The sequence below is a fragment of the Affinirhizobium capsici genome (assembly GCF_977018625.1).
Genome location: NZ_CDRNXD010000004.1, coordinates 1,550,980 through 1,564,428 on the forward strand (window position 1 = coordinate 1,550,980; position 13,449 = coordinate 1,564,428).

Annotated in this window: 9 protein-coding genes; 3 read left to right on the forward strand and 6 right to left on the reverse strand. The window is 55.4% G+C overall.

Features of this window, described 5'->3' with window-relative positions; all coding sequences use genetic code 11:
- The first annotated feature begins 80 nt into the window (after positions 1-80).
- Positions 81-1,277, forward strand: a complete 1,197-nt coding sequence (locus AC0JZ1_RS10890; protein ID WP_471882379.1) for a hypothetical protein — start codon at positions 81-83, stop codon at positions 1,275-1,277.
- A gap of 210 nt (positions 1,278-1,487) precedes the next feature.
- Here the strand turns inward: AC0JZ1_RS10890 and AC0JZ1_RS10895 are convergent, their stop codons facing one another.
- The 4 genes from AC0JZ1_RS10895 to aspS form a co-directional block, all read right to left on the reverse strand.
- On the reverse strand, positions 1,488-3,362 hold the full coding sequence (locus AC0JZ1_RS10895) for a putative bifunctional diguanylate cyclase/phosphodiesterase (protein WP_471882380.1): 1,875 nt from the start codon (positions 3,360-3,362) through the stop codon (positions 1,488-1,490).
- 224 nt (positions 3,363-3,586) lie between these two features.
- A complete protein-coding gene (locus AC0JZ1_RS10900; RefSeq protein WP_471882381.1) occupies positions 3,587-4,231 on the reverse strand; it encodes a glutathione S-transferase family protein in 645 nt (214 codons plus the stop codon).
- A gap of 189 nt (positions 4,232-4,420) precedes the next feature.
- On the reverse strand, positions 4,421-4,744 hold the full coding sequence (locus tag AC0JZ1_RS10905) for a DUF1236 domain-containing protein (protein ID WP_471882382.1): 324 nt from the start codon (positions 4,742-4,744) through the stop codon (positions 4,421-4,423).
- A 151-nt stretch (positions 4,745-4,895) separates the two neighbouring features.
- Positions 4,896-6,686, reverse strand: a complete 1,791-nt coding sequence (aspS, locus tag AC0JZ1_RS10910; RefSeq protein WP_471882383.1) for an aspartate--tRNA ligase — start codon at positions 6,684-6,686, stop codon at positions 4,896-4,898.
- A gap of 258 nt (positions 6,687-6,944) precedes the next feature.
- Between aspS and AC0JZ1_RS10915 the strand changes: the two genes are divergently transcribed.
- Together AC0JZ1_RS10915 and rnd are read left to right on the forward strand one after the other, a co-directional pair.
- Positions 6,945-8,351: a multicopper oxidase family protein gene (locus AC0JZ1_RS10915; RefSeq protein WP_471883422.1), complete on the forward strand. Its 1,407-nt coding sequence runs from the start codon at positions 6,945-6,947 to the stop codon at positions 8,349-8,351.
- Between the two features lie 121 nt (positions 8,352-8,472).
- A complete protein-coding gene (rnd, locus tag AC0JZ1_RS10920; RefSeq protein ID WP_471883423.1) occupies positions 8,473-9,627 on the forward strand; it encodes a ribonuclease D in 1,155 nt (384 codons plus the stop codon).
- Positions 9,628-9,664: 37 nt separating this feature from the next.
- Here rnd and ppx read toward each other — a convergent pair whose 3' ends face one another.
- Both ppx and AC0JZ1_RS10930 read right to left on the reverse strand, forming a co-directional pair.
- A complete protein-coding gene (ppx, locus tag AC0JZ1_RS10925; protein ID WP_471882384.1) occupies positions 9,665-11,185 on the reverse strand; it encodes an exopolyphosphatase in 1,521 nt (506 codons plus the stop codon).
- Between the two features lie 25 nt (positions 11,186-11,210).
- Complete coding sequence (locus AC0JZ1_RS10930; protein ID WP_471882385.1) at positions 11,211-13,400, reverse strand: RNA degradosome polyphosphate kinase; 2,190 nt, start codon at positions 13,398-13,400, stop codon at positions 11,211-11,213.
- Positions 13,401-13,449 lie beyond the last annotated feature (49 nt).

Here is a 13,449-nt window from a genome sequence, read left to right on the forward strand (position 1 = left end):
TGGACCTTTTCGTCGCACGGCATATAAGTTCACCTCGAAACAGCTTTGCAGGTCCAAGGGGCCTCTGGAGGATAATTTTGATGATGCGCGTTCAGTCCACTCGGTTCCTTTTTGCCGGCACGGCCCTTTGGCTTGCTGCCTCGCCTGCCTTTGCTCTCGATGGCAATGACCTGGTCAAGAAGCTGACAGCGGGTTTCAACCTGCAGCAGGGCGATATCGCAGTTGGTTCGGTTGATGTTAATGGTTCTACGGTGACCTTGAAGAGCGTTTCGGTTGGCAATGAAGGTGCAGCACCCGATGCACGGCTGAAGCTGGGCGATGTGACACTTTCGGGCGTCGAAGAAGACGATGCTGGCGGCTACACGATCGAGAAGGCTTCCTTCCAAGACGTCAACGTGACGCAAGAGAAGACCACCTTCACGGCAAAAGACATGTATATGTCCGGGCTTTATGTTCCCGGAGACGTCAACGGCGACACTATCGATTCGCTGATGATGTACGACGAAGGCCACACAGGGCCGATCACGATTGCTGTGGAAGGCAAACAGGTCGTCGGCATTCGCGAGTCGAAGATCGAGATCGAGCGGGCGGAAGACGACTCTTCCTTGAGCTTCAACGGTGCAGTCGATGGCATTTCGATGGATCTCTCCACCATCGACGATCCGAAGGCAAAAGAAAGCATTGAAAGCCTCGGCCTCACCAAGATCGATGGGAAGATCACGATGGTCGGCTCATGGGAAATTGAAAGCGGCACGATCAACACGACTGAATACGCGCTGGATTTTGCCAATATCGGCCGTCTGGACATGCAGGTCAGCTTGTCCGGCTATACTATGCAGTTCCTGAAGTCTATTCGCGAAACAACGAAGGCCATGGAGCAAACGGAAAACAAGGAAGCTGCACAGCAGGCAGCTGGCCTTGCCATGCTTGGCTTGCTTCAGCAGCTGACGTTCAATAGCGCGAAAATCAGTTTCGATGATGCTGGCATCACCAAGCGCTCATTGGCCTATGCTGGAAAATCGCAGGGTGTTTCCGGCGAACAGATGGCAATGATGCTGAAGGGAATGGCACCGCTGATGATGGCGCAGCTGAACCTGCCAGCCTTGCAGAACAGCGTATCGACTGCCGTCAACAGCTTCCTCGATAACCCGCGCAATTTCACCATTGCTGCTGAGCCCAAGGCACCTGTTCCGCTGCCGATGATTATTGGCGCGGCGCAAGCAGCTCCAAACACATTGCCTGACATGCTGGGCCTCTCCGTCGCAGCAAATAAGTAATCGCTGGCTTGTAAAAACGAAACGGCGCGCTCCATCGGGGCGCGCCGTTTGTATTTAGTGCCCTTCGGCCAAAACTGCGTGCGGTTTTCCGTCCGGAATGTGTAAGAACAGAGAGTTAAAGCGCTTTCTTGGTGAAGTTGACCACAAGAAATCTATCAGGGTAATGACCCTTGCAAGCTCATCGATTTCGCCAGTGAGGAAAGGCGCATGTCAATTAGCGGCGCGCCTTGCCTTTGCGTTAGATCGTGTTGCTCTTGGTCGTTGCTGCGGCGCAAGCATGGCAATGATAGCTTCAGGCTCCACAGGGGGACTGAACAGGTAGCCCTGAAGCTCGTGCACCCCGTTACGGCGCAACCAACTGCTGACATCCTCGGTCTCCACGCCTTCCGCAACTATCGTCACATTCATGAGATTGCACATGGAGATGACAAGCGTCAGCATCTCCTCATTACGGGGCAGCCCCGAAACCAGGCTCCGATCAATCTTGATGCAGTCGACGGACATTTCGTTGAGCCGCGCGATGTTGGAATAGCCGGTACCGAAGTCATCGATCGCAATACGTACACCCCAATCGCGCACTGTGGCGACATTGGTCTGGACGATGGGATCACTCTCTGAGAACAGAGTTTCCGTAAGCTCCAGTTCCAGGCGGTCAGGCGGGCACTGGTAAATAGACAGAATTTTTTGGACGACGCTTGCGAATTCGGGCTGGCATAGCTGACGGACAGAAACATTGACCGACATCGTCAGATCGATCCCCTGCTCTGCCCAAATCTGCCGCTGCTTGATAGCTTGCTCGAGTATGGTCGTACCGATATGGCAGATCAGCCCTGCCCGTTCCGCCAGAGGGATAAAGCTTGCGGGAGGGATAAGCCCTTTTACGGGATGTCGCCAGCGTGCGAGCGCTTCAACCCCTACCATCTGGCCGTCGCTTCCGCGCACACGCGGCTGGTAAAATGGGATGATCTGGCCGTGCCGCAGCCCGTCGCGCAAACCGCTCAACAGTTCCAGTTCCTCATCGCGGGCAAGGCTGAGCGCTTCTTCGTATATACAGAACCGGTTTCGCCCGGCACTCTTTGCCTCATACATTGCGAGATCCGCGTTGCGCATGAGTGTTTGCAAATCACCGCCATGTTCGGGGAAATAAGCGATGCCGATACTCGGCGTCACGACAACTTCATGCCGCTCCGCCTGAACCGCGATGGATAGTCGCTCGATTAACCGGCGGGCCAAAGATTCCAGCCACCCGCCCTCATCTTGCTGCCACGCAACAAGAAGCAGGAATTCATCACCCCCAAGGCGAACAATAGCATCACCCTCTCTGCAAAACTCCGTCAACCGGCGAGACACCTTTCGAAGAAGCTGATCACCCTGAACATGACCTAATGTATCGTTGACGGCCTTGAATTGATCCAGATCGACAAACAACATTCCAACCGCGCTGTTTGTCGCCTCGGCACGCGCCATGAGGTCCGCGAAAAGATTAGGGAGCGCAAGCCGGTTAGGTAGCCCTGTCAAAGGATCATGCTGCGCCAGATTTTGAGCAAGGGTCTCTGCCTCTTTGAGTTCCGTCACATCGGAAGCGCTGATCAGCACAGACGGTGCACCGGAAATCGGATCGTAGCAAGTACGGGCTATGAGTTCATGCCAGCGCTTGCCTCGAGATGTCCACACCTCTGAAATCTGGCGTGATTCTCCGGCAGCAGTTACCGAAGCGAGAAGTGCATGGTAGTCACGCTCTCGCACGAACCGATCCTGCAAGCCGCCGTACTTGCCATCGAAATTTGCGCGTGCAGATGGATTGCAGTAGAGCGTCGTCCCGTCTTGCGTATGCATCGAAATCATCAATTGCGTATGCAAAAGCGCGTCGGCGCTGCGGATTGCCTCCGGTACGCTGCTCATCTCCTCTCTGCCTTCGCAAAGCATAGCCATGCGCCCGTCCGCAAGCCGCAACCCGCTGAAGCGAACCTGCATTGGACGCGGTACGCCTTGGGGATAGAGGGTCCACATTTCCGTGAAATAGGCGTCCCGACTAATGAAATCGGCTTGATATTGCAAAAGCCGTCGCGCAACGGCAGGAGACATATCTCGCTTCATCTCGCGACTGCAGAGCTCTTCTAGGCTGCCTGCTGCCCAAATCTCAAGGGCGGCCGAGTTCCCCCAAATAACATGACCTCGATCAATATCGAAGATCCATACTGCTGTCGAAAGTCGATCCAGGATCAGTGGAGCATTGCTGTTGAACCTGATCAAAGTAGATATCGTATCCGGCGATAAAGGATATTCCTCATGAGACATCTTATCATTCCTCACGCCGCCTTGAGAGAAAATGGCGTGGCGCGTTCGCACAGCCTTGATAGCGGTTGAAAACCAGAAATCGATTTTACGCGATCAATCCAATCTACGACCGCCGGAAAAGTAGACATGTCTATTCCGGCCTCGTCCGCCACGTGGACATAGCCGAAGATTGCGATATCCGTGATGCCGAAAGAATTTTCCAGAACGAAGCGGCGTTGCGCCAGATGCTGATTGAGGATGTGCAACCCTGCCCTGGCCTTACCCTGCCAAGCTGCGATCTCAGCTTCCCGGCCTTCACCAAGAGTTGGAGCAATACAGCGAAGGAAGCGTGCAGGCGAAATGAAGGGCTCCAGTTTCGATTGTTCGAAAAACATCCACTGGAGACTTCTGGCGCGATCAACCGCCGTGGCAGGCATAAGCTCGGTTCCGTCTGCCAGCAGCCAGAGCATTGCATTGGATTCACCGATCCCCATACCTTCCTCGGTGGATAGGTACGGAACGCATCCTAAGGGATTGATCGATAGGAATTCGATAGTTTTGTGCTGTCCACCTAACAAATCAACTTCAATAATCTCAATATCACGTAGCGTCAGGCATGACACCAGGAAAGGCTTGAAGCAATTCCCTGATCCACGCGTCACATAGAGCTTATTCATAAGAACTCCCGCAGACAATCGAGAGTATAATTGTGCATAATAATTGAAAAAAGGTTATTAAAATACATCTTCAGCTTCTAATAAGCTATTCCGAATATACATGATGGTTACAAAACTATTGAGATATATTTCTGAAAAAATCCTATTTGAGACGGGAAAAGAGCCGCTGCAAGCAGCGGCTCTGCACCTTTAATCAAGCACCTGGATCACTTCTCGCGTGCCCGGATCGACAATCACTCGGCGTTGGTTGACGACTGTGTAACCATATTGATCATAACCATCGACAACGCGGACTTGAACGTCTTGCGGAAGTACGCGACCGACCAGCACGTCACCCTCATAAGAGACAGAAGGAACATCCTGCTGCATCACATAGGTGCGCACCTGGGTTGGCATTTCGCGCACGACCACGGCACCGGGAGGTGCTGGCTGTGTTACGACGACGGTCGACTGGGCAAAGGCCGCTGTCGAGATGAAAAGGGCCGCACCGGCGACCGTAAGGGATTTCAGCATTTCCACTCTCCCTGAGTTGGTTCGGACAGACAACACCGAGCTTCGATGTTGGTTCCCTGACGTGAAAGAGCGAAGGCGTTGCAGCAAATGCAAAAAGCCGCTGTGACGGTGGCCACAGCGGCTTCGAGTTACATGTCAAGAAGAAGACTAATCAGTCTTTCTTTTGCGGCGGCACAACGCGCAGGGCCAATTCGCGAAGCTGTGTCGGCGTTGCCTCGGAAGGCGCGTTCATGAGGAGATCCTGCGCCTGCTGGTTCATTGGGAACAGCGTAATTTCGCGCAGGTTCTTTGCACCCACCAGCAACATGATGATGCGGTCCACACCGAAGGCGCAACCGCCGTGTGGAGGCGCGCCGTACTGGAAGGCACGGTACATGCCGCCAAAGCGCTCTTCCACATCCATCTTGGAAAGGCCAACCAGTTCGAAAGCCTTCACCATCAGCTCTGGTGATTGGTTACGGATAGATCCGGAAGCGATTTCGAAACCGTTGCACACCGCATCATATTGATAGGCTTTGATCGTCAGGGGGTCCTGAGACCCGAGCGCTTCAAGTCCACCCTGCGGCATCGAGAACGGATTGTGCGCGAAATCGATCTTCTTTTCTTCTTCGTTGTATTCGAAGAATGGGAAGTCCACGATCCAGCAGAATTCAAAGCGCTCACGATCCACGAGGTTAAGCTCTTCACCCGCACGGGTGCGCGCCTCTCCGGCAAACTTGTAGAACTTGGCCGGATCACCGGCCACGAAGAAGCAGGCATCGCCCGGCTCAAGGCCAAGCTGCGTGCGCACGGCTTCGGTGCGCTCTTCACCAATATTCTTGGCGAGCGGGCCGGAGCCAGCAATCTTGCCGTCTTCTTCCTTCCAGAAAATGTAGCCGAGGCCCGGCTGGCCCTGGCTTTGTGCCCAGGCATTCATGCGGTCGCAGAAGGCGCGGCTGCCGCCGGTCTTCGCCGGAATTGCCCAAACCTCAACCTTAGGGTTGGAAGCAATCATGTTCGCGAAAACCTTAAAGCCAGAATCGCGGAAGTGATCGGTCACCGCTTCCATGACAATCGGGTTACGCAGGTCCGGCTTGTCAGAGCCGTATTTACGGATCGCGACATCGTAAGGAATACGCGGCCAGCTCTTCGTGACAGGCTTGCCTTCGGCAAACTGTTCGAAGACGGAAGTCATCATCGGCTCCATCGTTTCCCAGACATCTTCCTGGGTCACGAAGCTCATTTCGACGTCGAGCTGGTAGAATTCGCCAGGCAAGCGGTCTGCGCGCGGGTCTTCATCACGGAAGCAAGGCGCAATCTGGAAGTAACGGTCAAAGCCCGCCACCATCAACAGCTGCTTGTATTGCTGCGGCGCCTGCGGCAAGGCAAAGAACTTGCCCTGATGGATACGGCTCGGCACGAGGAAGTCACGCGCACCTTCCGGTGAAGAAGCAGTGAGAATAGGCGTTGAGTATTCGGCAAAACCTTCGGCGGCCATGCCAGAGCGCATGGCGGCAATCACCTGCGTACGCTTGACGATATTCTTGTGCAGCGTTTCGCGGCGAAGGTCGAGGAAGCGATACTTCAGACGCACGTCTTCCGGGTATTCGGGCTCTCCAAACACCGGCAACGGCAGTTCTTTTGCCGCAGACAGAACTTCAATCTCTTGCGCATAAAGTTCGATTTCGCCCGTCGGCATGTTCTTGTTGACGGTCTCGTCCGTACGCGCCTTTACCACGCCATCGATGCGGATCACCCACTCGCCGCGCACGGTTTCGGCCACCTTGAAGGCCGGGCTATCTGGGTCAGCAACGACCTGGGTCATGCCGTAATGATCGCGCAAATCGATGAACAGAACGCCGCCATGGTCACGGACGCGATGAACCCAGCCAGAAAGGCGGACGGTGGCGCCGACATCGGATTTCCTGAGAGCGGCACAGGTATGGCTGCGGTAACGGTGCATTTTAGTATCCTGGAATCACATGCGTCGGCGTGGGAGAAAGATTCCCGCCGACAGTGGCAAATTGGCGCGAAAAGCGCATGAGAAGCCCCCTTTGTCAAGGCAGAGTGGGCAATTACAGGTGGGTAGAGGTTCAACGGGCATGGGCAGGATTGCCTGCTGCGGCAATGATTCCACCCAAGGGCTCAATTTCTCCGTCGCCACCCTTTCATGAATGGAGTAGTCAAGTATCACTGAAATGCAAACTGTAGGTCTTCGATGATGCCTTCGCTCTCCCGTCGTACCCTGTTGAAAGCGGGGGCTGGTTTGGCCGCCTATGGCGCGGGTCTTGGTGCAGCCGCCTTTGCTCATCGCTCCGCCAATGCAGCAAGCACTGTTGAGCTGGAGGCCGTGACTGGCAAAGCGCTTCTGGATGGGCAGCACCTGACTGATGGAGTTATGACCTACCGCACAGGGCAACAGGCAGAAACAGCCATGCCGCCGACACTTCGCATGAAGAAAGGCGAGCGTTTTTCCGCGCGACTGACAAACCGACTTGATGAGCCAACAACAATCCACTGGCATGGCCTGCGGATCGATAACAAGATGGATGGCGTCCCCTTCCTCACACAGCCCTATGTCTATACAGGCGATAACTTCAATTATTCCTTCGTGCCGCCCGATGCCGGTACCTTTTGGTACCATCCCCATTGCAACACGCTCACGCAGATGGGGCGCGGCATGACGGGCATGCTGATTGTGGAGGACCCCGGAGATCAGGTTTTTGATGCCGAATTCGCCATCAACCTTCGGGATTGGCGGCTCGGCAGCGATGGACAATTCATTGAAATGTTCAAGCCACGCGATGCTGCCAAGAACGGCACGTTCGGCACCGTGCGTGGAGCCAACTGGCAGGTTCAGCCGGAATATTATGCGTCATCTGGCTCTCTCGTGCGTGTTCGACTGGTCGCAACCGATGTGACTCGGATCTATCAATTGAAGCTGGATGGTGCAGAAGGCGTGGTGATCGCACTGGACGGTCAGGCGGTACCGACACCTTTCACTTTACAGACGGTTACGCTTGGGCCGGGCCAGAGGCTTGATCTTGTGCTGCGGATGCCGGATGCAGAAGGACGATCCGTTTCGCTGATAGATACCCGCCCCTCTACGCCCAAAATCGTAGCGATGTTTCACGCCAATGGGCAAAATCTAAAACGGAGTCTTGGGGATGTGAAGCCGCTTGCACTCAATCCCTGGCAGGAGCCTGACCTTCAATCTGCGGAACAGATCCCCCTTATCCTCAGTGCGACTGCGGAAAATGCGGCAAAGGAATCCTTCTGCGGCTCTCTCGGTTATTCTTTCTGGGCCATCAACCGCGTGCCTTGGCCAGGTGACACCAGCGACCCGACAGCCCCGCTGGCGGAGTTGAAGCTTGGCAAGAGCTACATATTCAATCTTGAAAACCTGACCCCTCACCTACATCCCATCCATCTGCATGGAATGAACTTCAAGGTTATCTCATCCAGCACTCGGGAGGTCTCGCCCGTTGTCACCGACACCTATCTCGTAGCCTCGGATGAAAAGGTCCAATTGGCGCTGGTCGCCGATAATCCCGGCGATTGGGTGCTTCACTGCCACATCATCGAGCATCAGAAGTCAGGCATGACATCGTATATTCGCGTGACTTAAAACACGCTCCATCCGCATTATCCGGTTGGTTGCTGCCCTGTTTTTGCCACATGTGTTGACATTGGCGGGGATAAGCGGAAGGAAGATGAAACGTTTTTTCCATTCTGCGAATTTGAAGCTGATGATCGAAACCACTGCCGCTCTTGAGGATGCCTGCCGGGTTCTGGCCCGTTCGGAATTCGTGACTGTCGATACGGAATTTCTGCGCGAGACGACCTTCTGGCCAGAGCTTTGCCTGATCCAGATGGCGAGCCCCGATCTTGAAGTGATCGTGGACCCGCTTGCAAAAGGGCTGGATCTGAAACCTTTCTTCGAGCTTATGGCCAATCCGTCTGTGACCAAGGTCTTCCACGCGGCGCGTCAGGATCTCGAAATCATCTATCATCTCGGCCAGCTCATTCCGCATCCCATCTTTGACACGCAGGTCGCCGCCATGGTGTGCGGCTTCGGTGATTCTGTCTCCTACGACCAGCTTGTTCAGCGCACGAAAAATGTGCAAATCGACAAGTCTTCGCGCTTTACTGATTGGAGCCGTCGCCCGCTCTCCGAAAAGCAGCTGGATTATGCTCTGGCTGATGTTACCCATCTTCGCGATGTCTATCTCTTCCTCAAGGAGCGCCTGGAAAACGAAGGACGCATCGATTGGGTGAGTGAGGAAATGGCGATATTGGAATCGCCCGAAACCTACGACATGCATCCTGATGATGCCTGGCTGCGCCTTCGTTCGCGCCTGCGCAAACCGCAGGAACTTGCCGTTCTGAAATTTGTCGCAGCTTGGCGTGAGCGCGAAGCCCGCAGCCGCAACGTGCCGCGCTCTCGCGTGCTGAAGGATGATGCGATTTTCGAAATCGCCCAGCAGCAGCCGAAGGATACGGAAGCGCTCAGCCGCCTGCGCACCATCCCCAAGGGCTGGGAGCGCTCCTCCTCCGGAGCGGCCATTCTTGAAGCGGTCAATGCTGCACTCGCCCTGCCTAGAGGCGATATGCCCCAGGCGGTGAAGCATGTTCACGTGCCGGAAGGCGCGCAATCGGCTGTCGAATTGCTGAAGGTTCTTCTGCGTCTGATCTCGGAAAAGCACGGCGTTGCCGCTAAAATCCTCGCGACCAGCGATGATCTGGACAAGATCGCTACCGATGGCGAAAAGGCTGATGTTCCAGCCCTTCACGGTTGGCGCAAGGAGTTGTTTGGTGATCCTGCCCTGAAACTGATTTCAGGCGATGTGGCACTTCGGTTCGTTGATAAGCGGGTAGAAGCCGTCGAACTCTCTCTACAATGATCTTGCCTACCTGTCAGCCTGTTCCGGCCGGCAGGTCTCATTCAAATACGAAAGCCAGCCTCTTGCTCGTCAGCTTCGCAAGTTGTTGCAGGCGGCCATCCAGTCGCTCGCCGGCAAAGTCGATGTATTCGTGCGGCACGACAAGCTCCAGATCGAGATCTGGATTGTTTGAGCGGCGGAAGTAGAGGTGGTTCACCACTCCTGGCATGGATGCGGAGAAGAGATAGACCACCCGCAGCAAGCCACCAAGAAGTTTCGCCAAACTGAGCAGACGTGGCGTTGCCAGTTGTGAAAGCGGCTCTGTCGCGCCATCATCATGCAGGCCTTCAAAGCGGTAATAATTCGCCAGAGCCAGATAGGCGCGACCTGCATGGGTGATGCCTACGAGCGACGAATGCGCAATCAGGTTCAAGGCTTGCAAACCGCGATAATCGGGGTGCGCGCGCCAACTGATATCGGCAAGAAGGCAGGCAGCGCGACGATAGCGGCTTTCTTCCTCGGTCTCTTCAATTCCAAAAGCAGGCACCATCCGGCCCGTCCATTCCGCCAGTTCACGCGCATGCTCCGGCGAGCGGGCGCGAAGGATTGCCAACTGGTCGGCGGCCAGCAGCAGCGGGTCTTGTGCCTGCTCTTCCGGTGGAAGTTGCGCATAGAGATAGCCTTCACGCACGCCTTGCGCGGAAAACACCACGCGAGACGGCTTCATGACACTCAACACTTCCTGCATGGCCACGGCGCCGAAAGGCAGCAATGCCCTCCGGTTCTTTGACACGGATTGCCAGGCGGGGTCTTTGCTATCCTTGGAGAGAACGACCTGCTCGAGGAAATTCTGGATTTCGTCGAGTTTCAACTCATAGCCTTGCATCATGTGCAGCGGATAATGAATCATTTCCATGTGCAGCTTGGCGATATTTCGCCATGTGCCACCCACGGCATAAAATGTGCGCCCTGCCCCCTTGGACAGAAGTTTGGCATCTTTCACATGAGCTTTGGCGAGAGCCCGTGCTTTTGTAAGCGAACCGCCCGATGTCTCTGAAAGCCTTAAACCACCAAGCGGCAGCGTTATTCCTTTTTCCAGCTGACCTGAACGGATATCGATAAGTTCGAGTGAACCGCCGCCCAGATCCCCGGCAATGCCGTCGACCTCGCTGAAGCCGCTGATGACACCGAGGGCGGAATAAAGCGCTTCTTCCTCACCGGACAGGACTTGAACGGGATGATTGAGAATGCGCTCGGCCTCTTCAATGAAGGCGGGCCCGTTCGATGCTTCGCGTGCAGCAGCTGTCGCCAATACAAAAATGCGCGTTGCCTGGGCCTGATCGGACAAGGCCCGGAAGCGGCGCAAGGCTTCTAATGCCCGCGTAACGGCTTGGTCGTCCATTCTGCCGGTCAGGCCTAAGCCCTTGCCAAGGCCGCACAATACCTTTTCGTTGAAGAGGATTGCTGGTGAACGCGACAGGCCTTCATACACAACCAGGCGGACAGAGTTCGAGCCAATATCCACAACGGAAACAGGAGCGCTTCCGGGGAGACGCCCCTGTGCATCAGATCGTACCATACAACCCTATTTTCTTACGTCGGGCCTATTTCTTGCTACCGGACAAAATTCCGGCGATGAGTTTCGGCGCACTCGATTTCAAGGCTTCCCCTCGCCCGGAAAGGCTGGGGTTTGTCATAAAATAGTGTTGCGCGTTGAAAGGTTCCTCACCTTTGCGGACTTCCATCCTGCGCGACGTTCCATCGGCCAGTATCTCGTAGCTCTGCTGGTTGTCAATCAGGTTGCCAAGCATGATCTGTGAAAGAACCTGCTCGTGCACGGTAGGGTTAAGAAGCGGCACGAGCGTTTCCACCCGTCGGTCAAGGTTGCGCGGCATCATATCGGCTGAACCGATATAGACCAGCGCCTTTTCGGAAGGCAGGCCATAGCCGTTGCCGAAGCAGAAGATGCGGCTGTGCTCAAGGAACCTGCCGACGATGGACTTGACGCGGATATTATCGGAGAGGCCCGGCACCTGCGGACGCAGGCAGCAAATGCCGCGCACCACCAGCTCCACATCAACCCCTGCCATGCTGGCCCGGTAAAGCGCATCGATGATTTCCGGATCGACCAACGAGTTCATCTTCATCCAGATCGCTGCCGGATGACCCTGGCGGGCATGGGCGATTTCTTCCTCGATATGCTTCAGAATGCGCGGACGTAACGTATAGGGAGAAACGGCCAGCTTCATGCTTTCTTCCGGCTCGCCATAGCCGGTGATGAAGTTGAAAACATTGGCCATGTCGTGCGCAATCTTGGGATTGCAGGTAAAGAAGGAGAGGTCGGTATAAATCTTGGCGGTCACAGGATGGTAGTTCCCGGTGCCAAGGTGGCAGTAGGTGCGCAATTTGCCATCTTCGCGACGAACCACCATGGACATCTTGGCATGCGTCTTCAGTTCGATGAAGCCGAACACGACCTGCACGCCCGCGCGTTCAAGGTCTCGCGCCCAGCGAATATTGGCCTCTTCATCGAAACGCGCCTTCAACTCCACCAGCGCCGTAACGGATTTACCCATTTCAGCTGCATCGATGAGCGCACGGACGATCGGGCTATCGTTGGATGTGCGGTAGAGCGTCTGCTTTATCGCCAGAACATCCGGATCACGCGCCGCCTGAAGCAGGAACTGCACCACCACGTCGAAGCTCTCGTAAGGATGGTGGACCACCATGTCCTTTTCTCGAATGGCTGCAAGGCAGTCACCAGCATGCTCGCGGACGCGCTCTGGAAATCGGGCGTTGTAAGGCTCGAAGCGCAGATCGTCGCGAGGAGCCTTGGCAATTTCCGACATGGTGTTGAGCGCCAGCAGCCCCGGCAGAACCGCAACGCGATTATCCGGCACGCCGAGTTCCTGCACCACGAACTGGCGAAGCGATGCGGGCATTTCGCTGTCGGTTTCGATGCGAATAACCTTGCCGCGGCGACGGCGCTTCAGCGCGGTTTCAAAGAAGCGAACAAGATCTTCCGCCTCTTCTTCCACTTCGATATCGCTATCGCGAATGATGCGGAATGTACCGGACCCGCGAACCTCGTAGCCTGGGAACAGGCGGTCGATGAAGATGCTGACGACATCTTCCAGTGTGATGTAGCGGATTGTCGTGCCGTCATCCGGCAGACGGATGAAGCGGTCGAGCGTTGGCGGCAGGCGCAAAAGGCCGGTCATAGGCTCGCGGCCGCTCTTGCTATCCAGTTGCAGCCCCATGGAGAAACCCAGATTGGGAATGAATGGGAATGGGTGGGCGGGGTCGATGGAAAGCGGTGTGAGGATGGGGAAAAGGTTGTCTTCGAAATCGGCGGCCAGCCAAGTACGATCCTCTTCCGAAAGAGCGGCAGGGCGCACGATCAAAATATCTTCCTTGGCCAGATATTGTTGAAGCACGGCAAGCGATGCCTGCTGCTCCATCTGAAGGTTATCAATTTCCTTAAGAATGCTTTCCAGTTGTTCGGCAGGCGTCTTGCCATCGGGGCTTCGCACCACGATGCCTTGGCGGACCTGCCCTTCAAGACCCGCCACGCGCACCATGAAGAATTCATCCAGATTGGCGGCAGAAATGGAGAGGAAGCGCACACGTTCCAAAAGCGGATGCGCGGTGTTCAAGGTTTCTTCCAGAACGCGCCTGTTGAACTGCAGCCAGGAAAATTCGCGATTGATAAAGCGCTCCGGGCTGCTCAACAAATCCAAGGCGGCTGTATCGTTTTCAACTGGCAGCGCAGTGGCTTCAGACATCTGATCCATTGGAAGACCCCTCTCATGGCCGGAATCGACGTGCATTCCGACTGCTTCT